The following is a 21047-nucleotide window of genomic DNA, read 5'->3' on the forward strand; positions in this document are numbered from 1 at the left end:
GTTGGTACTCCTTCTCCCGCTCCCGCGGGCTCATGGGTGATTTCCGGCTCACCACGAGCCGGACACGACGTACTGCGCGGTCTGGTACTGCCGTGCGACGTCGAGCTGTTCGGGGACCGCGAACGGTCCGTTGCTGCCGCTCCAGTCGACGGCGGCGATCGGGCTTCCCTGTGCGAGGACGATGGCCTCGTCGTTCAGCACGCCCGACAGCCACCGCGCAATGTCGCCGGCAGGCTTCGCGAACAGGCGCGTGCCAGCGAGGACCGTCGCGCCGATCGACCGGTCGAAAGTGGTGTGGTCCAGGCGGGGGCCGGAGTCATCCCGGATGACGATCAGCGGTCGCGGCAATGGCAACTGCAGTTCAGGGGGCTCTTTGTTGTCGACATCGACGTCGAGGCTGTCGGCCGCCGCGGCAGCGCGGACGTACTCCGTCAGCCACAGCTCCAGATCAGGAGGGCTGACTGTCATCGCTTCGCAGCCTTTAGCGCTCTGGCCAGCGTGCCCGTCTTCGACTCGATGAGCAGCGTTTTCGGGTCGGTGCCGACAACTCGTGACGTGCGACGGAAACGCGAGTTGCGATGCTCGAGGCGAAGGCCGCGCTGGTAGGCGCCGGTGTCGACGGGTGCGTTCGCTCGCGCCGCGCTCAGGGCACGCTTCGCGGCGTCATCCGTGAGCTGCTCAACCTTCGACTGCCGAAGCACCGTCTCGAAGTATCCGGGGTTGAACTCGACCTTGGTCTGGCCGCTTCTGGCCATCGTCCACTCCTTCGCTCAGCCGACGTATCGGGTCAGCGGTATCTCTCGAGGTGGCGTCCAATTGGTCCACGGGTTCGTGTCGGCTGCCGGCGGGATGCCATCGATCGTGTAGACCGGTGCGCCGGGCTCTCCGTCCCGGATGCGGTCACCCTTCTGCACGTCGAACGAGCCATCGCAGAACAGCGACTTCGACTCGGCCGCCTGCTCGCGACTCGCGCCGGCCAGCATCGACGTCGACGTCTGCGCGACGAAGGAGGCAGGAAGTTCGAGCACGAGGGGGTCGGCCCAGTCGGCGGAGATCGGCTTCTTCGAGTACGGGTCCAGGACCGGTCTCGCCCGCAGCCGGTACACCTTTCGTCCGGCGGGAAAGTTCACGAGTGGCGTCCTTCCGGCCACAGCCGCTGAATGGGTCGGCCCTCGGGGAAGCTCCCTACTGGAGCGTTGGGGGCCGCGCTTTGCCCGCACAATGAGCGGAGCAGGCTGCGGTCCTCAGGCGACCACGTGTCGGCGTTCCAGTAGTCGACCGCCGCGGAGCCGATTCGCTGAGAGCGAACCCTGCGGCTTCCTGCAGGCGGGGCTTCCGCGGCCACACGCCGGAGGATCGCGACGGCGTTCTTGCGTTCCTCGCTCTCGTCCGGGAACGAGTCGATGCAGGGGGCGATGGAGCGTGCTGCCACGATGATCGTGCGAGCAACATCCTCGTCGACACCAGGGATGTCGTCGGGTCGAATCATCTCCATCGCCCCCCTTCAGGGTTACTTCTTCGGCTTGCCGACGAGGCCGACCGACTTGGCATGCTTGATGCCTTCATCGGTGAACTCGTCGCTGATGGCGGTGCCGCGGTACACGTACCGCTCACCGCCCGACTTGAGCGGCAGGACCGCGACCGGTCCGATCACCTGCAGCGCGTTCGCGGCGGCTTCCGCAGCCTTCGCGCGCTCAGTTTCGGCCTTCTCAGCCGCCGCCTTCTCAGCCGCTGCCTTCTCAGCCGCTGCCTTCTCAGCCGCCGCCTTCGCGGTCGCGGCGTTCTGCGCCGTGTCCTGGCCAGCCATCAGAGGCCCGTGCCCGTCAGCTGGACGCCGGCGAGCGGCTCGGTGACGACCGGCACCGTGGCGCGTCGGCCGCGGAGCTTGTAGCCCTCAGCGTCGTCGTCGCGGATGGACTTCACCTCAACGCCGAAGTTGCCAGCGGAGGCGTAGCCGGGACCGCCGAGGCGCTCGTCTGCCATACCGCCGAGGTTGTCGCGGTCGACCAAGAGCGGGTTCGACCCCTGGAAGTGCGGCGTGGTCGCCCAGGTGAGACCGAGCGCGTCGACCGGCAGGTTTCCCTGGATGGCCGTGGCGCCCTGCTCGCGCGGGAGCGACTTGTCGTCGATCAGCATGCCGATGACCTTCGCGTACTGCGCCGGTCGCAGAACGATCGTGTCGAGCTCGAAGCCGAGGCCAAGCTGCGCGCGCTCCGCCTGGATGGTCAGAATCGACTCCACGGCCGCGCCAGCCGACGCCCAAGCTGCGGAGGTGAAGGTGCTCGACACGCGAGAAGCGATGACCGCCATGGCGACCTGGTCGACAAATCGCACGATCGTGTTCGAGACCCGCTTGAGGCCCCGATCCACCGGCACACGACCCTGGCGGGCGATCTTCTCGTCCGCGACCATCGTGTCGAGACCCCACTTGTCGGTCTTCGCCGACACAACAGTGCCGTCGTCGAGCACGACCATCGGGAACTCGCCCAGCGGCGCGATCGCCTCCGGGTCATCCGACGCGAACACCGGCTCACCGGTCTCGTAGAAAATCCCGCCACCCGTCGCATCGAAACGCGCGGGCAGCAGGTAGTCGGCAATGAACTTCATCTGGGTCAAGTCCGCGACTCGACGAGCGATGAGTGCAGGGTTCGACAGCAGCAGGTGCAGCTGCTCCTTCGTGGGCGACCCCGTGGGGTGGCTCACCGGATAGGTGTAAGACACGTCATCTCCCTCAGATGAACAGGACGTCGATGACGTCGTTGTCGGCAGTGGCGGCCTCGAGCGCGAGGCCGATCGGGTTCTGGGTGGCGCCGACGGTCTGGACCTTCCCGGCTGCTGCCGAGGAGACCTTCACGCCGGCCACGATCGCCGCAGACGCGGTGAGGCGATGAACGCCGCCGGCGCGGGTGAACACGGTCACACGCTCGCCCGCTGCAGCGTCGAATCCCGCGACCCCGACCACGGCGGCCGAGTCATCGCCCGCGGGCCCGACGGTGCGTGCGCCGGTGACCGCCACGAGACGTCCACCGACAACGGCTGCCGACGCGGTGAAGGTCACAGACTGGCCGGGCTTGAACTTGGGCAGGTAGTCAGCCATGTCAGGCCTCCTTCGTGGTCGGGAACGCCGCCGCGTACAGGGCGTCGTCCGAGCTGGTCAGCGAGTCGGAGTGACCGACCTCGGCGACCGGCACGGCCTGGTTCTTCGGGAAGGAGTCGAGGAGTGCCGTGATGCCTTCCTCGTCCTTGTCGAGCTGCGCCCGCCACGAGTCACGCGACGAGGCGGCGATGCGACCCTCCGAGAGCGCCTGGGCGACGATGGCGTCGCGGCGGTCGCTCTCCTGCTGCGCACGGGCCTGCGCACCGAGCGCGGCCTGAGCACGGAGTTCCTCGAGCTGCGCGGCGTCCATGACGACGGCACCTTCGGGGATCGAGGCCTGCGGGGCCTCGGGGGTTTCGGCTCGCTCCTCGAGTGCCTCGTCGAGGGCTGCGAGCAGCGTCTCGTCGTCGGCGGTGGCATCGGTCACGCCGAGCCGCTCGCGAAGGCCAGCCGTCAGATCGCTGTAAGCCACAGCGTTCTCCTTTCGGTTGGGTTCACCCGGCTCGGACGAGCTCGGGGGTCTGGTGGTGGCCGCCATCGCGGCTGCGCGGCGCCCGTCAGCGCGGGCGAACACTGAGAGGTCGAACTTCGCCTTCGCAGCATCTGCGTCGCCCACGCCGTCAATGCGGTCGGCGAGCTTCTCTGCGACGGCCTGCTCGGCGGTGAGGAACCGGTCCTTGTCCATCTCGCCGAGCCAGTGCTCGACGGTGTCGCCGGACTTCTCGGCGTAGATGCTCGCGATGTTGCGGTCGAAGTGCTGCTCGAGGTCGTCGGCCACCGCTCGGAGGTCCGCAGCGTCCCCGACGACGAACCCCCACGCGTTGTGGATGTAGAGCTCGCTGTTCCGCATCATGACGAGCTCGTCGGCCGACGCCGCGATGAACGATGCCGACGATGCCGCGATGCCTTCGACGACGGCGACCACTCGCGCCGGGTGCGCTCGGAGCGCGTTCATAATCGCGATGCCCTCCATCACTTCACCGCCGGGTGAGTTGATCAGGAGGCGGATCTCGGTCGTGTCGTCGGGCAGCTCGTCGAGAACGCGGGTGAACTCCTTCGCGGAGACACCCCACCAGTCGCCCCAGCTGTCGACCGGGTCGTACAGGCGGAGGGTCGCGACCGTGCCGTCGGTCTTCACCGATGGCGCTTCCGCCCTGATGGGTGTGCGCTGCGTGTCGTGGCGCGCAGCGTTGCGGAAGGGGTTCATGCGCTCTCCTCAGAGTCGTGGTTGGGAATGCGTCGCGTGTCGGGCCCGTCCCCGGTGAGGTTGGCGCCGGCGAGCTTGATCAGCTCGCGCGCCTCCTCCTGCCTCAGAGGTGGCTTGTCGGTCGCGAGGTATACCTTCTGCGCAGTCTCGGCCGCGGCTCGGGCTCGCTCCGCTTCGGCCGCAGGTGTGCCGGCAGCGTCCGACTCTTCCTTGACTGGCAGGCCATACTTCGCTCGGAGGAACTGCTCGAGCGCGGGATCCTTCGACAGAGCACCACAGTCGATCAACGACTTGATCGCTTCAGCTGTCGCCGCCTGCTGCTCCCCGATCGGAGAAGGCACCAGGCGCGGCGCCGGCTCGTTCGGACCCCAGTTGAGGTCCACAAGGTCCTCGATGACGTGCCGCTGCGTGACCTCGGCGATGTGCTGCGCGACGGCGTTGAGCGAGTCAGTGAAGAAGTTCGCGAACGTCGAACCGAGCGCCCACGACCCGGTCTCGGTGCCGAGGTTCAGGAAGTGGGCGAGCACGGCGCGAGCGATCTGCTCGTCGTAGTACCGGATCGGCTTATCCGTGTCGGGCAGCTTCCCGGTCACTCCGATGAGGCTCAGCTTGGCCGAGTTCGGGATTGACGCTCCGGCGGCTTCTCCGGCGCGCATGCTCTTCGCGAGCGCGAGGCCGGCGTCCTTCTCGGACTTCAGCCACGCGTCGCGCTCGGCACTCTCGATGCCGTCGGGCAGCTCGGCCGCTTCGTAGACGGGGATCCCGAGCCCGTTGCGCTCAGCGACGAGGGCCTGGATGCGCAGCACGCGGTCCTTCAGGAGCCACATCTTGTACGCCGACCGGAGCAGGGACTCGCCGAGCCAGTTCGCGCCCTCACGTTCGTTGACGTAAGCGACGAGCCGGTCGACTGGGATGCGCGGCTCCTTCGTGCCGCCGGCGATCGCGTGCTGCTTAATCGCGACGAGCCCACCGTCCTGAGCAACCTCGATGTCGGAGATCGTCCGCGGCGGCCGCCATGCCAGCTTCGCCAGGTGCGCACGGCCATCGGCCTGCGAATAGACCTGCTCGAAGAACGAGTGCCCGTAGGGCAGCTCAAGCAGCGCGAGACGGAGGTGCTCCTTGAACGAGAATCGACCCTTGGAGCGAACAGGGGCCTCGAATGCCTGCCCCTTGATCGGGAGTCCGAAGTCTGCTGCGATGTGAGCGACGACCTCGTCCCGGCAGCCGGCGCCGTCGATAACCCACTCGGTACGCATGATCGGGAGGGTCACCGCGCGAAGGACCGACTTGACCTGCGGATCTTCGCGGCGCATCCGGTCGAACACGTCGATCGACTTCGGCCACTGCAGGTCCGGGTTCGGCTCGTGCGTTTCCGCGATCAGCGTTCCCCAGCTGAGGAGGTTCGGCGCCGCCTGGTATCCGGTCTCGGGCAAGGCGGCCTCCTTCGTCAGAAGCTGGCGGAGGCCAGATTCGTTTCGGATTGGGCGACGTCGTCGCGAGCGATTACCTCAGCGGGAGGCGGTGGCGGTGGCGGTGGCTTCTTCGGGGATGCCTCGGACTTCAGCACCCCCCACAGGGCCCACGTGACGGCCTGCGCCATGGAGACCGGCTTCGTCGGATCGGACTGTTCCCACGTGACGCCGGCGCGGCCAATGTTCCGCGTGGTGGCGAACTCGAGCGACTTCCGAACCTCATCCTGTGGACGGTGCGGCACCAGGCCCGCGTTGACGTGTTCGACGAACAGGGCGTGGGCGGCGGCGATCTCGTCGAGGTTCATCGCGAGGTACTTCACGCCGGCTCGATCGAGTGACGAGATTACGGCGGCCGCGTTCTTCGGGTCGAGCACCAGCAGCGGGTTGCCGTACGCCTCCTTGAGCTCCTTAAGCTCGTCGGCGATCCAGCGCGTGCCGCGGTCGGTCCGATGATGCTCCACGGCGATGCTCTCGTCGACGCGGATCGCTTTCCCGATCGTTCCGTACCCGCCACCTCGACCGAGAGCCAGCGACAGGACCATGCCTTCGGCAGCTACACCGGCGTCTTCGGACTTGTGTCTGTCCCACACGTCGAGGTCCAGTTCGGAAAGTTTGGATTTGACCTCGGCGCGTCGGTTCGGCCAGATCGAGAGCCGCTGGCGGCGGAAGGACTCCTTGGACATTCGGCCTTCGATGCCGGGTTCGCCGCGTTCGTCGGTGATCTGCTCGAGCGTCAGGCCAGGCCGGTACCCGAGGCCTGGGTTGCCGGCGGCGGCGACATCATCGTCATAGATGTCGATCTTGTCCGCGGTGTCAGGGTCGTCGGAGCCATCGGGATTGAATTCGATCCATCCGGTTCGGGGGCTGGTTGCGGCACGGCCGCGATCTCGGACGCCTTCCCAGTACTCGGCTTCGTTCAGCTCGTCTGGCACGGTGCCGAAGAACAGGACCTGGGTGTTCTCGACGGACGACATCGTCGGCAGCAGGGCGTCCATCGCTGAGACGGATGCTTCCTGTGCTTCGTCGACTACTAGGTCGTCGACGGTGAATCCGACGCCGCTGTTTCGTGATCGGGCGAGGTACAGGAGCCGGTTGCCGTTGCTGAGCTCGAAGCCTTCCTCGCCGTGGGCGGTAGTGATGCCGCGGGCCCCGCCGCGCAGCTCGGCCATGAGGAGCGGCGCGCTTTCAATGATGAACCGCATGCGTCGGAACATCTCGCGCGCCGTCTTGAACTGGTGGGCGGTGTAGACGATGGTTCGCGGTGTTCCGTCAGGCTTGGGCCAAAGGAACAGCTTGGCGAGACAGTAGGCAGTGATGATGTCGCCCTTGCCGTTCTGGCGTGCGACCAGCTCACCCCACTCAGTGCAGGTCCAGAAGCCGGCGTGGTCGACGGAGAAGATCCCGTCGAGGGAAAGCTCCTGCCACGGGTCGAGCTCGCGGCCGGCGACTGTCCAGAGATCGAGTGCGTCGTCGGCGAGGGTGCCGGCGCGGGGTGGGAGCGTGTAGAGCCTAGGCTCCTGCCGCCCGCGCAGCTCGAGCTGCTCGGGCTTCGGCGAGTTGGTCGGCAAGGGTGGCCCCCTTCGACGCGCCGGCGTTCTGGATCTCGTCGATCTCGCGGAGTGTCTCGCGCTGCTCCCGCATCAGCAGGTACGCGCGGGCCGGCTCTTCTTGACGGAGGGTGGGTAGCAGCAGTCTCTGTTGCTCGAGCAGCTCCTTGAGCACGTCGAGTCGTGACACCACTTCCGTGCGGGCGGTGCTCGGAGCCGGTGCGGGAAGTTCGATAGTCGCAGGCGGCGTTGCCGGCGTCTTTGGCTTCGCTGCGCGGGCCGCTCTGGCGGTCGCTGAGGTGGAGCGAGTGCCATCGTGTTTGCGCTGGGCGGCGCGGCACTTCGCGTCCACCTTCTCCTTGTTCCGGAGGTGCCTTTTGTAGGCGCTGTAGGTGCCGCAGGGCGCTTTGCGTTGCGGCATTCGGCGCCTCCGAACTGGTGTGAGAGCGCACTTCGTGTCGGAGACCAAAAAGTGCGGGGAGAAATGCGGACACGCCGCGCGGGAGGTGGCCAGCGGCCGGGCGTCGCTGGATTTTATGGCGGGCCCGGGCGGTGGGGGTCAGCGTCGGCTGGTGAAGAGGTGCCAGGCGAGGCGGAGGAAGGTGAGGGCGAGTGTGCGGCGCCACTTGGGCGTGTTGACGTGCACGGTGGCGCCTGTGCAGGTTGCGCGGATGGTTGGGGTGATGGTTGCGACCTCGATGGGCGTGCTGTCGCCCACCTTGAGGAGAACCGCGGTGTCGATGGTTCCGACGGTGGTGGCCATGGCTACTTCTCCTGGGTGGTAGCGAGGGCGGGTGCGGCCTCGTCGCGCAGTGCTTCGAGTTGTTCGTCGGTGAGTCCCTCGACCTCGATGATCTCGTCCGCGAGGGTGCCGCGTGCGGCATGCGGGGAGCGGGGCGTGACGATCGCGACGACCTCGACGGCGTCGGTCATGTTGGAGACCGCGTCTTGGCCGGCTTCTTTGGTGGGGGCGATCACGATGACGCGGGTCGGTGGCGGCTGGATGGGAGTCTCGTCGGCGATGACGACGTCGACGCGGGCGCTGACCTTCATTTGTGCTCCTTCGGTGGTCTCTGTGGGGCTCATCAGGAGGCTCCCCAAGCTTCAATCGCGACGTCCGCCGCGGTGCCGCGACGTGCATTGCACCTCAGGTGCGCCGGGCGGATCTCGTTGCGGACGAGGTCGCCGCCGTTCGCAAGCGGCTCGATGTGGTCTGCGGTAAAGCTCATCGGATCGCGTCGATCAAGCGTCACATCGATGTCGCCCCCGCAAATGTGGCAGACGAGGCCCTCATCGCGGACTCTGGCCAGGAGGCGTTTCCGCTTCCGCTTGTAAGCAGCCTTGCCCTTGCCGTCGCGGATGGAGCGGTTGCTCACGGCGACACCTCCGGGAATGACGAAGCCCCCGGCGGCATGCCGAGGGCTTCAGGTCAGTCGAGTCGGGTTAATGGGTGCGCGATTGTGCGATCACGACGCCGGAGGCGTCCTCGACGATGATCCAGTCGATGTCGGCAGTCGCCTCGGCGGGGAGCAGGCGGGGCAGTGCGTCTGCAGCTCGTTCGCCCAGGTCGTCACGGTCCGGTGAGCCGGACCCGACCTGGAGCGTCACATACCCGTTCGATCCTTGGGTGCGGACGCCTGAGATCCAGCCGTACCAGAGCGTCGGGTCGGAGGCGAAGACCTCGGAGTACTCCTGGCCGCCGAACGCATCCCTGATGGCCTGCTCGAAGGCGGCGCTGCGGGCATCCTCGTCGACCGTGGGTTCAGGCTCGGGCACTGGCTCCTCAGCGGCCTCGGTCGGCTCGGTGGGTTCCGGCGGCTCGGTGGCTGCCGGCGTCGGGGTGGCATTGATCTGCGCGGCTTCGCGCTCGTCACCGGTCGCGAGATTGCCGATGCCGCCCACGACGAGGACAGCGAGGACGATGCCCCAGATCCACAGCTTCTTGTACCAAGGCTTCTTGGCAGCGGTTTCGGTTGTTCCCTGAGCTTCGGTCATCGGTCCAGTCTGCCTTGATCCGGGCGATAGCGGGTAGTCCTGCGTTGAGGGGTGCCCGCCGCTCGGGCTCGCAGTCAGGATGGTGTGAAGAGCGGCGGCGGGCTGTCTGAGTGCGCCGGCGGTCCGAGCAGGAAGCCCCGACCGCCGGCGCGCGAAGGATCCGCTCTGCATCGAATGCCCGGAGGATCAGACCGGACCGCGCGACCAGCCACCCCTATGACCCGGGCCGTGCGGCGAGTGAGTTCCCTCAGAAACGGGAAAAGCCCCGCAGTGCGAGGCTCGAACTTCGGACGCAGGACGCCCGACGTTATGCGACAACCGTCCCGGCATTGACAGCGTTTCGGCGTCATTGGATGCGGCGTGTCGTTGATTCGGCGAGCGCCGTAATCGTTTTGTTGAGGTCTTCGGTGACGTGGAGGGCGAGGGCGTTCATGAGGTCGTGGTGTCTGAATGGGACGATGCGTGCACGACTATCGAACTGGCGAGCAGAGCGCCCTGTGATATCCCACGGCGGTAGCCCGCTCGGAATGCAGCGAACCCGTCGGGATTGTTCCGTGCTGGGTTCGCGTCGCGATACTCGGTCCACGCGACGTCGAGGCTCGCGGGCTCGTAGCTATCAGGCTGGTGCTGAGCCGCGGGGTTCACGCGCTTCATCGTTCCGCGTCCCCTGAATCGGGCGACACTCTCATCGACCGTTCGCCATTCTCATGAGCGCGCTGAGGCACGGCCCGCAGAGTTCGCCGTCAGAGCCGGAGTACCAGCCCAGCTCGGCCCCGATAATGGCCTGCATCGGGTTGTAATCCTTGGCCTGCTTCGGTCGCTCGACGCCGCACTCGACGCACGTCGGCACGTTCTCACTGATCGTTGGCCGGTTCACCGGTCGTCTCCTGTCTCTGAATCAGCCGGTCGGTGGAACGCTCCTACCTGGTCGGCGGAACGCCCACCAGCGTCGCGAACCAACCGCTTCGCCGGGTTGCGGCGCATCGCTTCACGCTCAAGCGATCGGACGGTGTGCTCCGCCGCGTCGATCCGCACTTTCGCGGCGAATATCTGCTCCTCGATCTGCTCATCCGTCAGCGCCGCCCACGGGTTGTGCATGAGAGGGTTCGGGATGCTCGGCGCTGGGTGGATGCGCGTCACGTTGCCATCAGCCACGGTCGGCCTCCTCTGTGCGCGAATCATGTGATTTGCGGTCGGCCTCGGCGAGCGCCGTCATGGTGGTGGCTGCTGTGGTTGCGGCCGTCATGGCGATGAAGTGGACGGCGTTGCGTGCTTCGACGATGGCGTTGCCGAGCGCGATGAAGTGCATCAAGAGTTGGCGCTGTTGGGTCTGTCTGCGGTGGTGGCGTCGTTTTCCGCCGCGGGTTTTCATGCGGGGGTAGTGGGTTCGAGTGCGGGGGTGGGTGGTCATGGGGTTAGGTTCCTGTGATGATGCGCCAGAGGGTGGTCGCGGCGGTTGCGGTGAGCATGAGGATGAGTGTGAGTAGGCCTCCTGCGATGACGACGGCGAAGAGGGCGCCGATGCCGTAGCCGACCCGCTCGGTGATCATGTTGTTGCTGGCGGCGCGGTGCTGGATCGGGGTATGTGCGGTGCGGGTCTTCCTGAACACCTCGTCGGCTTCGGCGGGGGTGAGTTTCCCGTCGCGGATCGCAGTTCGGAGCAGCTGCTCGAACGGGTCGGCCGGGTCTCCGGTGGTCCTCATGGTGTTTCCTCTGTGCTGGAGAAGTGGGGGTGCTGGCCTGCCATGTGTCGGGCGAGGTTCTGGAAGGTGCGGTTGCAGCAGGGGCAGACGCCGGCGGCGATGCGGTTCTTGATGCGTGTCTTCGCCGCCTTGTGGCCGCGGAGGCTGCGTTCGGTAGCTTGCAGCTGGTCGCGGGTGTGGGTGAGGGACGACTCGGTGTAGCCGCGGAGGCGCTTCTCGCGTGCGAGCTGGGTCTCGAGTTCCTGCTCGCGGGTTTGCTTGAACACGGCGCTGTGTCCGTTCGGGCAGTAGAAGTTCACGTCGCTGCTGGCCTGCGCACGGTCGTAGTGATCCCGGGTGATGCCGAAAGCGCATCGGCACTTCCAGCAGTGCAGGACGACGAGCGTCTCGGTGAAGGTCTGGGTGGTGGGCATCAGGGGGTGTCCTTTCGGTGGGTGCGGGTGCGTCGGATGTCGTCGATGTGCCAGCGGCGGGGGCGGCCCTGGTCGTGGCGCCACCCTTCAGCGGCGGCGAGGTTGCGGGCGGTCTTCACGGACACGCCGAGGATCAGGGCGGCCGCGGCCGCGTTGAGGTATCGGTGCTCATCGGTCATGCCGTTCTCGTCCAGGCGGAGATCAGCTCGTCCCACTGGTGCGGGGCATACGAGGTGTGGTCGCGGTCGGCCGTGCAGAGGATCCGCGACGGCGTGCGGTGATCCTCGTTGGAGATCACGGCCGCGAGCGGCGACTCGCACAGGACCGGGCCGAGGTCTGTCTCGAGGACGACGTCGCGGCATCGGATCGGATGCCCGTCGTGCTCGAGGAGGACGCGGCGCACCGGTGTCGTTGACATGGCGGAATGGACGCGGCGCAGCAGATCCCGAGACGACGACAGCAGGTCGGGGCCGAGGAACGGGTACCGACCAAGCCAGCCACTGTGATGACGGGCGATGACCTGCAGCTGCAACGCCGCCGAGTCTCCCTCGCGCACTCCATGGGATCGTCCTGCCGGCACGGGACGCTCTGTGAGGACCGTGCGGGTCAGATAGCCGGCCCAGTCGTCAACCTGCGACGCGACCGGGGAGGCTGCCGGGTTCCACGATGACGACACATCGCGAGGCGCCGACGGGGATCCCGACGGGCGGGCTGCGTACGAGCGGTGATCTGTCACTCGCAGCGTCGACGACCGCAGCGGGCCGAGCATCCTTGACAACTCCCCCAGCAGCTTCCCGAGCTCGTCCACATGCGGCGGACATAGATCCGACCCCGGAACCGGCGGACGCGCACACCCCGAGCTCGAGCACTCCCCCGCCGTCGATGCCACCACATGCTTCGGATAGCCCTTCAGCATCAGCGCACCACCTCGGCGAGCGCCGTCGTCGTCTCCGCACGGCGGGTGGTGGTATGTGGCGTTGTGCGGGTCATGGTGGTCGTCTCCTAGTAGCAGGTGTCGCAGGTGCAGTGAGGGCGGGAGCCGGACTGGCAGTGCGGTGATGGGTCGTGGTGGGGCGTCATGGGGCTGGCGTTCTCGCAGACCCTGCAGTCGGGGTCGAAGCTGATCCGTGTCATGCGGCGAGTGCCGATGAGTAGAGTTCGGGTATGTCTGATTGGTTGATGTTTGCGCTCCAGGCGGGTCTGCTGGTGGTCACGGGCGTCGCGGCTTGGGCCGCGTGGTCCCAGGCGGCCTCGGCGAAGCGGTCTCGCGAGAATGCAGACGCAGCTGCCCTGCGGGCGGACGAGTTCCAGCAGCGCGCTGTCTCCGCCGCCGAGAGGCAGGCGGAAGCGCTAGAACGACAGTTGGACCGCCCCGCTTGGGGCATTGCTTCCGCGAGCGAGAGCGCTTGGCATGTCATAAACGAAAGCGGGCGGGATCTGCAGGGCGTGACCGTTGAGGCCGAGCAGAAAAACGCGATCCAGATCGTGAGCAAGAAGTTGCCAGCCACGGTGCGGTTCGGAGAAACCATCGTCGTGATCTGGAGCAAGAGCTTTTCCTCCCCTTCGACAATGCCGATCACTGTGCGTTGGGAAAGTGAGACGGGAGGACCGAGGGAGCAACACGCGACTTTGGCGTGAACCACTTCAGCGCAACGGGCGGCGGGCGTCGTTGAGTACGGTTCCGAGATGGCTTGGTGGACCGAGGTTGTGTACGAGTTCGGCTTGACCGGCCCTGTTGCAGGGTCCTTCGCTGATCGCTTGTCCGGATTATCGATGAAGGGGCGTGACCTCGATTGGTCGTTGACGCCGAAATCCGCGTTCGTGAAGTTGGTGCCGGATTCATCTCCGGGGCTCATCGTGAAGGTTTGGGGCAGCGCGCGAGCGGCTTTAGATGAGACCGAGTTCGAGATGATGCATGGCTGGCGGGAGGACATGGCGTATCGAGCGGCAACGCGCGAGGGTGTCGATCTCGAAGGCAGGAGCACGTTTACGTTGGGCCGTTGCGAGGAGGGCACGATCTAGGCCACCGCCTTCCGTGGGGCGGTGCCGAGGATGGTTTCGGCGAGACGTCGTGCGCGACCGGTGTCGATGGTGGCGTTGCCGAGCAGCTTCCCGTCGGGTGAGACGATCGGCTCGGCCTGCTGCCGCTTCACCTGCAGCACCTCGAGGAGTGCCGGGTCGGAGCCTTCTGTGGAGTGGAGGAAGTAGGCGACGGGCGGGTCGTCGCCCATGCCGTCGCGGCGGAGCCGGCCGATTGCTTGCTCGTGCACTTGGGGTGACCAGTCGAGTTCGCCGAACACGGCGACGCGGCAGACTTTCTGGAGGCCGTCGACGCCGGCGCCGGAGCGGAGCGACATGATGAGGATGCGGCACTGGTCGTCGCGCTCCTGGGTGAGTTCCTCTGTGAACGCGTCGATAGCGGCCTGCTTCTGCTTCGGCGATTCTGTGCCGGTGTAGAGGCGGGGGTTGAAGTCGGCGAGGCGGTCGAGCCAGATCTCGTAGACGTCTCGGTGCCAGCCGAACAGGACGACGCGCTCTTCCGAATCGAGGAGCATGCGAACGACGTCAGCGACGTGCGGGGCCTTATCAACGCCGGTGGCGCGGCGCAACTGCCAGTCGATCTCCCCGCCGGCCTGCCACTTCTCCTGGTTCGAGGTTGTGTCGGACAAGATCCGCTCGGCGAGAGCTCGGACGGACTCGGCGACATCAGCGAGTGCCTTGTGGTCGGAGTCGACGACCATGGGGACCTTGACGGTCTTCGGGAGCTCGCGGCCGACGTCTTTGCGGGTGCGGCCGAGCATGAGGCCTTGTTCGCGGAGGTGTGCGCCGAGCGCTGCGGGATCGCCGACGACAGCGTTCTGAGAGACGTAGGTGGACACCCACTCGCGGTTGAACTCTTCACGGGTGCCGAGGACGTCGGGGGCGAGGATGTCGTACAGGTTCCAGATCTCGCCGCCGTAGTTGTGCACGGGGGTGGCGGTGAGGCCGAGGACGTAGTCGGCGGTCTGTGTGATGCGTGCGGCGGCGGAGCCTTTGACGGTGACGGTGCCGCGGCGGAGGTCCTGCACCTCGTCGAAGATGACCGTGCGGATCCGGCCGGCGAGGTGGTACGCCCACCCTTCGAGCTTCGAGTACGGGACGATGAGCACGTCGGGGAGGTCCTCGACGGCGTATTTCGGCGGGAATGCGGTCTTCTTCGCGACGTCGTAGGTGAACGTCGGGAAGGCCTCTTCGAGCTCCGTCACCCAGCGCGGCGGAAGATGCGTCGGCGGGACAACGAGCGCGGGGCGCGCGTCGGCGTGGTTGACGGCGAGCAGTCCGGTGAACGTCTTCCCCAGGCCGACCTCGTCGGTGAGGATGAGGCGCCGCGTGGCGCGCAGCAGCTGCACGGCGGCGAGCTGGTACTCGCGCGGTGTCTTCGCCGGTTCGTGCTCAAGCTGCAGCGCCACCGGGCCGCCAGCACGGAGCTGCTCGACCGCCTCACGAGCTCGAGCATGCGCGGCCGCGCCCTCGGCGAGCGCCGTGGCGTCTTCGGGTCGTTCGGGGGTGAGGGGGTAGCGGTCCATGAACCAGGTGAGGTCTGTGCAGACCTCGGGTGTGTGGGTCATGGTGACTTGCTCGGTGCGGGTGTGTCCGATGCGGCCGAAGATGCGGCGGGCGCGCATGCGGACGTCGGGTTCGAGGGTGAGGTACCAGGTGGGCCGGCCGGGGGTCATGGCGGTCGGTTCGGTGTGGCCGAGGGTGTAGGTGCCGTAGGTGCGGGTCATAGGCCGGCCACGATGAGTGAGTGCACGGCGACGGGGACGTCGTTGATGGTGTGTGGGAGGCGGGAGTGGCGTGCGCGGGTGGTGACGAGGATGAGGGCGTCGATCGCGGGTGAGGCGGCGTAGCGGGTCAGCTGTCGCTGCACCTGGGAGAGGTTGCCGTTGATCTTCACTTCGATGCCGAAGCGCAGCACGGGGAGGTAAATGTCGATGCGGTCGGCGCCGCTGAGTTCGACTTCCCTTTGGACGGTGTAGCCGCGGTTGGTGAGGTGGTCGGCGATCGCGCGCTGTAGGTCGGCCTCGTTCGTGTAGGTCGGGCGCAGCGTGGCGAGGTCGCCGCGGAAGATTGACACGGCGAGGCCGGTGGCGGCGGAGGCGGTCATTTCTTCGCCTTCGCGTTCTTGGCGGTCTCTTCGACGTCGGAGAGGGTGTAGCCCCAGCCGGACAGCCAGGCGAGGTAGTTCGGGGTGAGTGAGTGGTCCCAGCCCTTCTTGGCGTACTCGTACTGGCCTTCAATCGCGGCGATCGCGTGCGCGAGGCACATGTGGGCGGCGCGGGTCGGGTTTTCCTTCAGCCACTTCACCCAGTCGGAGCGGATGTCGAGGAGCTGCTCGGTGGTGCTGCGGATGCGGTAGTCCTCCACTCCCCCGCGCGCCAGGAAGTGCGCGACGAAACCCTCCCAGGCGGCGGGCGGTTCCTTCTCGGCGAGGAGGTTCTTGACGAACTCGATGCGGACGACGGTCGCGGTCGACCAGGCCTTGTTGTTCTCCCGCGCCAGCTTGCGGCGGGCCTTCTCGTCCTCGTCGATTGCGCCGCCGGCGGCAGCTTTGGCGCGGCCGCGGATGAAGTGGCCGTTCGCTTTCCAGTCGGTGCAGACCGGGTTGAGAACCGCCTTGGTTGTGCGGTCGCCGTTCGACCAGTCGTAACCGACGGTGATCGCCACGGCGTGGCCCGGGCACGACTCGTGCGTCACCGGGTCGAAGCGCTTGTAGCCCGCGGCATCCTCGGAGGTCTCGGCGAGATCGTCGAGGTACTTCTCCGGCCCCTTGTGGTCCCAGCGAGAGAACGACTCGATGACGCGGGTGCCGGCCTTCAAGAGCTCGGCGAGCGCCGCGGCAATGACTTCGCGTTCTTCGCGTTCCTCACGTCGACGCTGGATGGTGTGGGCGAAGCGGCCGGGGTCCGTGGCGGCAAGGTCGGCGAGTTCTGTGGCGATGTCGGGGTCGTCGTCGAACTCGAGGATCTCGGCGGCGAGGTCGAGGGGGACGTTCTTCTCGATCGCGGCGGCCGCGTGGGTGGAGGCGGCGACCTTGAGGGCGGTCTCGACGCGAGCCTTTGGGGTTTTGGTCTTGCGGGCGATTTGGTCGGCGGAGACATTGAGGTCGAAGAGGGTTTGGAAGGCGGCGGTGCGGTCGGCGTCGGTGAGCTGCTCGCGGTGTTCGTTGACGACGAGTTGGCGGATGATGCGGCCGGCGTCGTCGGCGAGGGGGTCGATGACGACGGCGGGGATCGCGTCGAGTTTCGCGTCGGTGGCGGCGAGGGTGCGGCGTTGTCCGTCGATGAGGCGGTAGCCGTCGTCGGTCTTCTCGACGATCACCGGGACGACGACGCCGTCTTGCTTGACGGAGGCCCAGAAGCTGCGGTCGGGTTTCACGTGGCGGCGGATGTTGGCGTCGACGCGGATGTCGGCGGGGTTGAGGGTGACGACGGTGGGGGTGGCTGTCGTTGCGGGCATGGGACGGGTTCCTTACTTCGTGTGGCGGGCGCGGGCGCCCTGGCGGGTGGCGAGGTGGTCGATGATGCGTCGGGTCGTGATCGGGTCGGTTTGCAGGGCGACCTTGAGGTAGCCCTGCTTCGGGTCGGTCAGAACGAGGAGGATCTGCGCGTAGCGGGTGCGGGAGACGTGCAGCTGAGCGCGGATCTCGCGGTCGTTCTTGATGCCGAGGCGCGGGTGGGTGCGGGCGAAGTCGAGGATCTGCGCGACCGTCCACGACGGTTCATGCGCGGCAGGTGCCGGCTTCGGGTCACGCATGGCCGGTCCACGGGTCGAGGGCGGCGACGTCGTCGCACAGCTGCTGGATCACTGCATCGCCGAGCGGCGCCAGCGAGACGCGCGGACGGGCCGGCCGAGGGCGCTCGGCGGCCTCGAGGCGGGCAACAAGCTCCGGGAGCGTCTCGCGCGAGTGCGTCACCCGTTCCGCTTCGAGATTCCGCTCCCACCGGGCACGCTCGGCCAGGACCGCTGCGGCGAGCGCCGTCCCAGTCATGCTTGGCCTCGGAGTTGGGTTTCGATGCGGCCGGTGAAGTAGTCGATGGGTCGCCAGACGGCGGCGTCCTGGCCGGCGGCGGTGAGGTCGCGGATCCAGCCGTCTTGGGCGGGGCTGGTCTTGCCTCTCTGGGTCTTGAGCTCGCGCCAGAGGGTCAGCCGCAGGCGGGGGTGGACGAGGACGAGGTCGGGGAAGCCGGGTTGGCTGCGGCGGGAGTCGTGGGTGTGGTAGCAGCGCCAGCCGAGGGTGCCGGCGAGGCGGGTGACGACGTCCTGGAGTTGCTTCTCGGTCATCTGGTCGGCGCGGAGCTTGGCGTACTCGGCGGCGTCGATCGATGCGGGCAGGGCGGTCATCGACTGCTCCGGACGGGGGCGGCCATTTGCTGGCGGCGGTGGCGGAGGGCGCTGACGAGGGCGGGGAGGATGGCGGCTGCGGTGCGGACGCTGCCGGTGGTGCCCAGGGCGCGCATGATGAGCTCGGCGGCGTCTCCGAGGCGGGGGTTGCCGGATGCGTCGGCGATGTAGAGCATGCCGGCGATGAGTCCGCCGCTTTCGGCGATGTTGAAGGCGCTGCTGACGGCGACGGCGTGGCCGTGGTCTTGGGACTCGGTGATCGAGTTCGTGAGGTTCGTGGAGTGCAGCTGGCGGATCAGCCAGCGGACGGTGTCGACTTGCTCGTCGGGGGTGCGGGCGTCGATGCCGGCTGCGAGCGCTTCGGATGCGGTGAGCATCGTCGGGCAGACGTTGGAGTCGTGGTCGCACTGGCCGTCTGCGTGTTCGGCGACGATGTCGATGATCGCGTCCCAGATGGCTTGTTGGGGTGGGGTGGTCATGCTGCCTCCTCGGCGGTGTCGATGAGTTTTTGGAACTCGGGCCAGTCGTTCTGGATGGCGGTGACGACAAAGCCGGTGGGTGATCGGGGTGTGGTGGTGGCGCGGTCGAGAATCGTGGAGACGATGCGGGCGACGTCGGATGGGGATGCGATGCGGCCGCAGGCTTTGCCGATGGCGGCGGCGGTTTTGTCGTAGTCGACGCCGAGGCCGGCGACGGATGCGCGCATGCTCTGATCGGCGTCGGCATCATCCGTCCGTCCGTCGTTTTCCGCGCGTTCGGGTACTGGACGGACAGAAGAAGTCTTGTTAACAGGACTGTGGACTGAGGGTGTGCGTGACTGGGGCGTGACAGGGGGCGTGACTCCCGCCGTGACTTCGTGACGTGTCACGGTGTCTGTCACGGCGTGACCTTCTGCGTGACTGTCGGCGTGACCGGGAGTCTGGCGAGAGCGTTGTCGTTGCTTGCGGACGCGGGCTTGCTCACGAGCGGAATCGCGGCGTTTCTTTTCCCCGTCGGCGTCGAGGTTCCCGGGAATGTCCTCCCAGTCGTGGAAGCGGTAGCCGTCCTTGACTTTCACCCAGAGGCCGGCGGCGACGAGGCGTTCGCACTCCGCCTTGGTGCCCATGCTCAGGGCGACGTCGTCGCGGATGAGCCCGCCGGTGACGTACTTCTTGGACCATGCGCCCGCGCGCGCCCATAGGCCCATGGCAGCGTTGCCGGCCGCGAGCGCTTTGGGGTGGAAGGAGATCTCGTCGTCAACGAGGAAGTAGGTCATGCGGTGGCCTCCGTGGCCGTCCTACGGCGCGTGCTCGGGGTGTGCTGGGGTCGTTCGTCGCGGTCGATGTCGCGCCAGTCGAAAGGGCCAGCCCAGCCCTGCTGAATCGCGAAGCCGCGGGACATGGCCGTGATGCGGTCGCCGTCGGCGCGGGTCTTCGCCATCGGCTCAGGCAGGGATGTGCGCATTGTGTGGAAGGCCTGGTCGATGCGGGTGTGGGTGACCTTCGCGACGTCGTCGACCTGGCCGAGCGCGAGCCACCAGGCGGCATCGACGCCGACCTGAGAGCGGCGGGCGATCTGCACCGGTGAGTGGCCGGCACGCATGAGGGCCTGGATGCGGCGTGTGGCGCCCAGAGCGGGCAGACGCTGTTCCCGCTCAGCCTGCGTGAGCACGGCGGGCTCTGCCGCGTCAGAGGCCGCTCCGGTGGCGTTCGCCTTCTTGCGGGCGGCGAGAGCCTTGTTGTACGCGCTGGCGGCGGCACGGCAGACGTCGTGGCGGCACCCGCGCGAGTAGTGGGTGCGTTTCTGCGTCTCGGTCATCGCGTCGTGATCGCCCGGCAGTGCGACCTGTGGGTTCGTCGGCGGGCGACCCATGCGGCGGGCCGGCTTCTGGAACGTCTCGAACGGCATCAGCTGCTCGCCTTCGATCGGTCCGCGATCGCGCGCGGGAGGGCACTGTCCAGGGCGATGGTGAGGTCCTCGAGGAGCGGTCGGCAGCGGTTGCAGATCACGACGAAGGCTGCGTCGGGGTCGTTGCGGACGATCCAGCCGAGGCGGGAGAAGTACTCGACCATGGAGGGCGACTCGGTGCCAGCGACGTGCTGGACGGTGTTCGTGCAGAAGTCGCACGTGAGCGTCGTCGACGTCGCCTGGGTGAGGGGCTCGACGTGGATCACAGGCTGGCCTCCATCGACTGCAGCTGCTGGTCGACGGTGATGTCGTGGAGGATCGCGAGGGCCTCGCTGCCGGGCATGGCGTGGCCGTCCTGGCGGGTGCCGTCGATGGTCGTGCCGATCGGTGTGCGGGTGAGGGTGAAGGTGGCGCCGGCCGTTTGGTCGACGACGACGATCGTGTAGCGGTCGCGGGTCATGCTGTCGGCTCGATCAGTTGCGGGTGGTGGTCGTCGACGTGGAGCGCGGCGATGCCGCCGAGGCGGCGGTGGAGCTCTTCGAGGCCGGCGCGGGTGACGCGGACCTGCGGGTAGGCGATGCGGTCGGTGCGGCCGCGAGTTTGGTCGCGGGCGAGCCAGCCGGCGTTAGTGGCGCGGTCGGTGGGGATCCAGGCGCCGGTGATGGGTTCCCGCATGGTCCAGCCGTAGTCGCGGAGCAGGTCGCGGAAGAGTTCGTCGCGGCTGACGCGGATGACGGGGTCGCGGGAGAGGATGTCGGCCGCTTCGCTGATGGAGTGGTGGCCGTCGTCGACGGGGCCGCGGCCAAAGGGTGTGCGGGTGACGATCGCGTAGAAGACGCCGTCGACGAGCTCTTGGCGGATCTCGTCGAACCAGACAAGGAACTCGAGTCGCTGCTCGTTCGGGAATCTGTTGACAAGGGCGACGACCTCGGCGACGGTGAGGAGGTCGCGGTTGTCGTCGATGAGCTCGAGCGCGGTATAGATGTCGGGGCCGACGAAGCGGGGCTCGCTGTCGCCGTCGGTGAGGACGGCGCGGATGTCGATGCCGTGCCCGGTCCAGCGGAACGGGACGACCACGGTGCGTGGCTCGTCGCTCATCGGACTGCGTGGCGCTCGAGGTGGCGGAGGGCGAGGATCGCGGAGCCAAGCCCGACGATACCGAGGAGGGCCGCGACGATGACGAGGAAGATCACCCGCGTGTGCATGGCGGCCTGGACGAGGTAGTCGAGGATCGGCTGCAGACCGCCGACGTGGATCGCGACGACGACGGCGACGCCGGCGAGGAACGCTGCGATGTTGGCGGGGCGGATGCGGCGGAGTGTGGGGTGGCTGCGCACGGTGG

The 21047-nt window shown here is 67.4% G+C and carries 37 protein-coding genes; 2 read left to right on the forward strand and 35 right to left on the reverse strand.

Annotated features, from left to right (window positions below; all coding sequences use genetic code 11):
- Positions 1–48: 48 nt before the first annotated feature.
- The 22 genes from EV140_RS09560 to EV140_RS09665 all read right to left on the reverse strand — a co-directional run bounded on the left by EV140_RS09560 (position 49) and on the right by EV140_RS09665 (position 11990).
- Positions 49–468 (reverse strand): hypothetical protein, encoded by a 420-nt coding sequence (locus EV140_RS09560; protein ID WP_130283345.1) that lies wholly within the window; start codon positions 466–468, stop codon positions 49–51.
- Positions 465–755, reverse strand: coding sequence for an HK97 gp10 family phage protein (locus EV140_RS09565; RefSeq protein ID WP_130283347.1), 291 nt, complete (start codon positions 753–755; stop codon positions 465–467). The genes EV140_RS09560 and EV140_RS09565 overlap by 4 nt, the downstream gene beginning before the upstream one ends.
- Positions 756–770: 15 nt before the next feature.
- On the reverse strand, positions 771–1130 hold the full coding sequence (locus EV140_RS09570; protein ID WP_130283349.1) for a hypothetical protein: 360 nt from the start codon (positions 1128–1130) through the stop codon (positions 771–773).
- Complete coding sequence (locus tag EV140_RS09575; protein ID WP_130283351.1) at positions 1127–1495, reverse strand: hypothetical protein; 369 nt, start codon at positions 1493–1495, stop codon at positions 1127–1129. The genes EV140_RS09570 and EV140_RS09575 overlap by 4 nt, the downstream gene beginning before the upstream one ends.
- 15 nt (positions 1496–1510) lie before the next feature.
- Positions 1511–1807, reverse strand: a complete 297-nt coding sequence (locus EV140_RS13365; RefSeq protein ID WP_198674413.1) for a hypothetical protein — start codon at positions 1805–1807, stop codon at positions 1511–1513.
- Positions 1807–2703 carry a phage major capsid protein gene (locus EV140_RS09585; RefSeq protein WP_130283353.1) on the reverse strand — a complete coding sequence of 299 codons (897 nt, stop codon included), beginning with the start codon at positions 2701–2703 and terminating at the stop codon, positions 1807–1809. Before EV140_RS09585 ends, EV140_RS13365 begins: the two co-directional genes overlap by 1 nt.
- Positions 2704–2731: 28 nt before the next feature.
- On the reverse strand, positions 2732–3097 hold the full coding sequence (locus tag EV140_RS09590; RefSeq protein ID WP_130283355.1) for a DUF2190 family protein: 366 nt from the start codon (positions 3095–3097) through the stop codon (positions 2732–2734).
- Position 3098: 1 nt separating this feature from the next.
- A complete protein-coding gene (locus tag EV140_RS09595; RefSeq protein ID WP_130283357.1) occupies positions 3099–4304 on the reverse strand; it encodes a head maturation protease, ClpP-related in 1206 nt (401 codons plus the stop codon).
- Complete coding sequence (locus EV140_RS09600; RefSeq protein ID WP_130283359.1) at positions 4301–5737, reverse strand: phage portal protein family protein; 1437 nt, start codon at positions 5735–5737, stop codon at positions 4301–4303. The genes EV140_RS09595 and EV140_RS09600 overlap by 4 nt, the downstream gene beginning before the upstream one ends.
- 14 nt (positions 5738–5751) lie before the next feature.
- Positions 5752–7344, reverse strand: a complete 1593-nt coding sequence (locus EV140_RS09605; protein ID WP_130283361.1) for a hypothetical protein — start codon at positions 7342–7344, stop codon at positions 5752–5754.
- Complete coding sequence (locus EV140_RS13370) at positions 7286–7516, reverse strand: hypothetical protein (RefSeq protein ID WP_198674414.1); 231 nt, start codon at positions 7514–7516, stop codon at positions 7286–7288. Before EV140_RS13370 ends, EV140_RS09605 begins: the two co-directional genes overlap by 59 nt.
- Before the next feature lie 366 nt (positions 7517–7882).
- Positions 7883–8086, reverse strand: a complete 204-nt coding sequence (locus tag EV140_RS09615) for a hypothetical protein (RefSeq protein WP_130283365.1) — start codon at positions 8084–8086, stop codon at positions 7883–7885.
- A gap of 2 nt (positions 8087–8088) precedes the next feature.
- Positions 8089–8376, reverse strand: coding sequence for a hypothetical protein (locus EV140_RS09620; protein WP_130283367.1), 288 nt, complete (start codon positions 8374–8376; stop codon positions 8089–8091).
- Between the two features lie 32 nt (positions 8377–8408).
- The gene (locus EV140_RS09625) at positions 8409–8699 is read right to left on the reverse strand and encodes an HNH endonuclease (RefSeq protein WP_198674415.1); all 291 of its coding nucleotides are present in this window, start codon (positions 8697–8699) and stop codon (positions 8409–8411) included.
- 67 nt (positions 8700–8766) lie between these two features.
- Complete coding sequence (locus tag EV140_RS09630; protein ID WP_130283369.1) at positions 8767–9318, reverse strand: hypothetical protein; 552 nt, start codon at positions 9316–9318, stop codon at positions 8767–8769.
- A 685-nt stretch (positions 9319–10003) separates the two neighbouring features.
- Complete coding sequence (locus EV140_RS09635) at positions 10004–10195, reverse strand: hypothetical protein (protein ID WP_130283371.1); 192 nt, start codon at positions 10193–10195, stop codon at positions 10004–10006.
- Complete coding sequence (locus tag EV140_RS09640) at positions 10192–10473, reverse strand: hypothetical protein (protein WP_130283373.1); 282 nt, start codon at positions 10471–10473, stop codon at positions 10192–10194. The genes EV140_RS09635 and EV140_RS09640 overlap by 4 nt, the downstream gene beginning before the upstream one ends.
- Positions 10466–10729, reverse strand: coding sequence for a hypothetical protein (locus EV140_RS09645; RefSeq protein WP_130283375.1), 264 nt, complete (start codon positions 10727–10729; stop codon positions 10466–10468). The genes EV140_RS09640 and EV140_RS09645 overlap by 8 nt, the downstream gene beginning before the upstream one ends.
- Positions 10730–10733: 4 nt before the next feature.
- The gene (locus EV140_RS09650; protein WP_130283377.1) at positions 10734–11021 is read right to left on the reverse strand and encodes a hypothetical protein; all 288 of its coding nucleotides are present in this window, start codon (positions 11019–11021) and stop codon (positions 10734–10736) included.
- Positions 11018–11434, reverse strand: coding sequence for a hypothetical protein (locus EV140_RS09655; RefSeq protein WP_130283379.1), 417 nt, complete (start codon positions 11432–11434; stop codon positions 11018–11020). The genes EV140_RS09650 and EV140_RS09655 overlap by 4 nt, the downstream gene beginning before the upstream one ends.
- Positions 11434–11613, reverse strand: coding sequence for a hypothetical protein (locus EV140_RS09660; RefSeq protein WP_130283381.1), 180 nt, complete (start codon positions 11611–11613; stop codon positions 11434–11436). Before EV140_RS09660 ends, EV140_RS09655 begins: the two co-directional genes overlap by 1 nt.
- The gene (locus EV140_RS09665; RefSeq protein ID WP_130283383.1) at positions 11610–11990 is read right to left on the reverse strand and encodes a hypothetical protein; all 381 of its coding nucleotides are present in this window, start codon (positions 11988–11990) and stop codon (positions 11610–11612) included. Before EV140_RS09665 ends, EV140_RS09660 begins: the two co-directional genes overlap by 4 nt.
- Before the next feature lie 608 nt (positions 11991–12598).
- Between EV140_RS09665 and EV140_RS09670 the strand changes: the two genes are divergently transcribed.
- Together EV140_RS09670 and EV140_RS09675 are read left to right on the forward strand one after the other, a co-directional pair.
- Positions 12599–13072, forward strand: coding sequence for a hypothetical protein (locus EV140_RS09670; RefSeq protein ID WP_130283385.1), 474 nt, complete (start codon positions 12599–12601; stop codon positions 13070–13072).
- Positions 13073–13120: 48 nt separating this feature from the next.
- Entirely contained in the window at positions 13121–13456 is a 336-nt protein-coding gene (locus EV140_RS09675) for a hypothetical protein (protein ID WP_130283387.1), read from the forward strand.
- Here the strand turns inward: EV140_RS09675 and EV140_RS09680 are convergent.
- From EV140_RS09680 to EV140_RS09740, 13 genes are read right to left on the reverse strand one after another with little or no spacing between them, the layout of a single operon-like run.
- Positions 13453–15201 carry an SNF2-related protein gene (locus tag EV140_RS09680; protein ID WP_130283390.1) on the reverse strand — a complete coding sequence of 583 codons (1749 nt, stop codon included), beginning with the start codon at positions 15199–15201 and terminating at the stop codon, positions 13453–13455. The two genes, EV140_RS09675 and EV140_RS09680, sit on opposite strands and share 4 nt — an antisense overlap.
- Positions 15198–15581 carry a hypothetical protein gene (locus EV140_RS09685; RefSeq protein WP_130283392.1) on the reverse strand — a complete coding sequence of 128 codons (384 nt, stop codon included), beginning with the start codon at positions 15579–15581 and terminating at the stop codon, positions 15198–15200. Before EV140_RS09685 ends, EV140_RS09680 begins: the two co-directional genes overlap by 4 nt.
- Positions 15578–16933: a ParB/RepB/Spo0J family partition protein gene (locus tag EV140_RS09690; RefSeq protein ID WP_130283394.1), complete on the reverse strand. Its 1356-nt coding sequence runs from the start codon at positions 16931–16933 to the stop codon at positions 15578–15580. Before EV140_RS09690 ends, EV140_RS09685 begins: the two co-directional genes overlap by 4 nt.
- A 12-nt stretch (positions 16934–16945) precedes the next feature.
- The gene (locus EV140_RS09695; protein ID WP_130283396.1) at positions 16946–17230 is read right to left on the reverse strand and encodes a DUF3263 domain-containing protein; all 285 of its coding nucleotides are present in this window, start codon (positions 17228–17230) and stop codon (positions 16946–16948) included.
- The gene (locus tag EV140_RS09700) at positions 17223–17465 is read right to left on the reverse strand and encodes a hypothetical protein (RefSeq protein WP_130283398.1); all 243 of its coding nucleotides are present in this window, start codon (positions 17463–17465) and stop codon (positions 17223–17225) included. The genes EV140_RS09695 and EV140_RS09700 overlap by 8 nt, the downstream gene beginning before the upstream one ends.
- Complete coding sequence (locus EV140_RS09705) at positions 17462–17818, reverse strand: VRR-NUC domain-containing protein (RefSeq protein WP_130283400.1); 357 nt, start codon at positions 17816–17818, stop codon at positions 17462–17464. Before EV140_RS09705 ends, EV140_RS09700 begins: the two co-directional genes overlap by 4 nt.
- The gene (locus tag EV140_RS09710; RefSeq protein WP_130283402.1) at positions 17815–18297 is read right to left on the reverse strand and encodes a hypothetical protein; all 483 of its coding nucleotides are present in this window, start codon (positions 18295–18297) and stop codon (positions 17815–17817) included. Before EV140_RS09710 ends, EV140_RS09705 begins: the two co-directional genes overlap by 4 nt.
- Positions 18294–19073, reverse strand: a complete 780-nt coding sequence (locus EV140_RS09715) for a hypothetical protein (RefSeq protein ID WP_130283404.1) — start codon at positions 19071–19073, stop codon at positions 18294–18296. The genes EV140_RS09710 and EV140_RS09715 overlap by 4 nt, the downstream gene beginning before the upstream one ends.
- The gene (locus tag EV140_RS09720; protein WP_130283406.1) at positions 19070–19705 is read right to left on the reverse strand and encodes a hypothetical protein; all 636 of its coding nucleotides are present in this window, start codon (positions 19703–19705) and stop codon (positions 19070–19072) included. The genes EV140_RS09715 and EV140_RS09720 overlap by 4 nt, the downstream gene beginning before the upstream one ends.
- Positions 19705–19971, reverse strand: a complete 267-nt coding sequence (locus EV140_RS09725; protein ID WP_130283408.1) for a hypothetical protein — start codon at positions 19969–19971, stop codon at positions 19705–19707. Before EV140_RS09725 ends, EV140_RS09720 begins: the two co-directional genes overlap by 1 nt.
- Positions 19968–20165, reverse strand: coding sequence for a hypothetical protein (locus EV140_RS09730; protein ID WP_130283410.1), 198 nt, complete (start codon positions 20163–20165; stop codon positions 19968–19970). The genes EV140_RS09725 and EV140_RS09730 overlap by 4 nt, the downstream gene beginning before the upstream one ends.
- Positions 20162–20803 (reverse strand): phage antirepressor KilAC domain-containing protein, encoded by a 642-nt coding sequence (locus EV140_RS09735; protein ID WP_130283412.1) that lies wholly within the window; start codon positions 20801–20803, stop codon positions 20162–20164. The genes EV140_RS09730 and EV140_RS09735 overlap by 4 nt, the downstream gene beginning before the upstream one ends.
- Entirely contained in the window at positions 20800–21042 is a 243-nt protein-coding gene (locus EV140_RS09740; RefSeq protein WP_130283414.1) for a hypothetical protein, read from the reverse strand. The genes EV140_RS09735 and EV140_RS09740 overlap by 4 nt, the downstream gene beginning before the upstream one ends.
- Positions 21043–21047: the final 5 nt, after the last annotated feature.

It is taken from the genome of Microcella alkaliphila (assembly GCF_004216855.1).
Lineage (GTDB): Bacteria > Actinomycetota > Actinomycetes > Actinomycetales > Microbacteriaceae > Microcella > Microcella alkaliphila.

Bases quoted from the DNA above. Each gene is read 5' to 3' on its own strand.
- EV140_RS09560 (WP_130283345.1), bottom strand. From the start codon at position 468: ATGACAGTCAGCCCTCCTGATCTGGAGCTGTGGCTGACGGAGTACGTC.
- EV140_RS09565 (WP_130283347.1), bottom strand. From the start codon at position 755: ATGGCCAGAAGCGGCCAGACCAAGGTCGAGTTCAACCCCGGATACTTC.
- EV140_RS09575 (WP_130283351.1), bottom strand. From the start codon at position 1,495: ATGGAGATGATTCGACCCGACGACATCCCTGGTGTCGACGAGGATGTT.
- EV140_RS13365 (WP_198674413.1), bottom strand. From the start codon at position 1,807: ATGGCTGGCCAGGACACGGCGCAGAACGCCGCGACCGCGAAGGCGGCG.
- EV140_RS09590 (WP_130283355.1), bottom strand. From the start codon at position 3,097: ATGGCTGACTACCTGCCCAAGTTCAAGCCCGGCCAGTCTGTGACCTTC.
- EV140_RS09595 (WP_130283357.1), bottom strand. From the start codon at position 4,304: ATGAACCCCTTCCGCAACGCTGCGCGCCACGACACGCAGCGCACACCC.
- EV140_RS09615 (WP_130283365.1), bottom strand. From the start codon at position 8,086: ATGGCCACCACCGTCGGAACCATCGACACCGCGGTTCTCCTCAAGGTG.
- EV140_RS09620 (WP_130283367.1), bottom strand. From the start codon at position 8,376: ATGAAGGTCAGCGCCCGCGTCGACGTCGTCATCGCCGACGAGACTCCC.
- EV140_RS09630 (WP_130283369.1), bottom strand. From the start codon at position 9,318: ATGACCGAAGCTCAGGGAACAACCGAAACCGCTGCCAAGAAGCCTTGG.
- EV140_RS09645 (WP_130283375.1), bottom strand. From the start codon at position 10,729: ATGACCACCCACCCCCGCACTCGAACCCACTACCCCCGCATGAAAACC.
- EV140_RS09650 (WP_130283377.1), bottom strand. From the start codon at position 11,021: ATGAGGACCACCGGAGACCCGGCCGACCCGTTCGAGCAGCTGCTCCGA.
- EV140_RS09655 (WP_130283379.1), bottom strand. From the start codon at position 11,434: ATGCCCACCACCCAGACCTTCACCGAGACGCTCGTCGTCCTGCACTGC.
- EV140_RS09660 (WP_130283381.1), bottom strand. From the start codon at position 11,613: ATGACCGATGAGCACCGATACCTCAACGCGGCCGCGGCCGCCCTGATC.
- EV140_RS09670 (WP_130283385.1), top strand. From the start codon at position 12,599: ATGTCTGATTGGTTGATGTTTGCGCTCCAGGCGGGTCTGCTGGTGGTC.
- EV140_RS09675 (WP_130283387.1), top strand. From the start codon at position 13,121: ATGGCTTGGTGGACCGAGGTTGTGTACGAGTTCGGCTTGACCGGCCCT.
- EV140_RS09680 (WP_130283390.1), bottom strand. From the start codon at position 15,201: ATGACCCGCACCTACGGCACCTACACCCTCGGCCACACCGAACCGACC.
- EV140_RS09685 (WP_130283392.1), bottom strand. From the start codon at position 15,581: ATGACCGCCTCCGCCGCCACCGGCCTCGCCGTGTCAATCTTCCGCGGC.
- EV140_RS09690 (WP_130283394.1), bottom strand. From the start codon at position 16,933: ATGCCCGCAACGACAGCCACCCCCACCGTCGTCACCCTCAACCCCGCC.
- EV140_RS09695 (WP_130283396.1), bottom strand. From the start codon at position 17,230: ATGCGTGACCCGAAGCCGGCACCTGCCGCGCATGAACCGTCGTGGACG.
- EV140_RS09700 (WP_130283398.1), bottom strand. From the start codon at position 17,465: ATGACTGGGACGGCGCTCGCCGCAGCGGTCCTGGCCGAGCGTGCCCGG.
- EV140_RS09705 (WP_130283400.1), bottom strand. From the start codon at position 17,818: ATGACCGCCCTGCCCGCATCGATCGACGCCGCCGAGTACGCCAAGCTC.
- EV140_RS09710 (WP_130283402.1), bottom strand. From the start codon at position 18,297: ATGACCACCCCACCCCAACAAGCCATCTGGGACGCGATCATCGACATC.
- EV140_RS09715 (WP_130283404.1), bottom strand. From the start codon at position 19,073: ATGACCTACTTCCTCGTTGACGACGAGATCTCCTTCCACCCCAAAGCG.
- EV140_RS09720 (WP_130283406.1), bottom strand. From the start codon at position 19,705: ATGCCGTTCGAGACGTTCCAGAAGCCGGCCCGCCGCATGGGTCGCCCG.
- EV140_RS09730 (WP_130283410.1), bottom strand. From the start codon at position 20,165: ATGACCCGCGACCGCTACACGATCGTCGTCGTCGACCAAACGGCCGGC.
- EV140_RS09735 (WP_130283412.1), bottom strand. From the start codon at position 20,803: ATGAGCGACGAGCCACGCACCGTGGTCGTCCCGTTCCGCTGGACCGGG.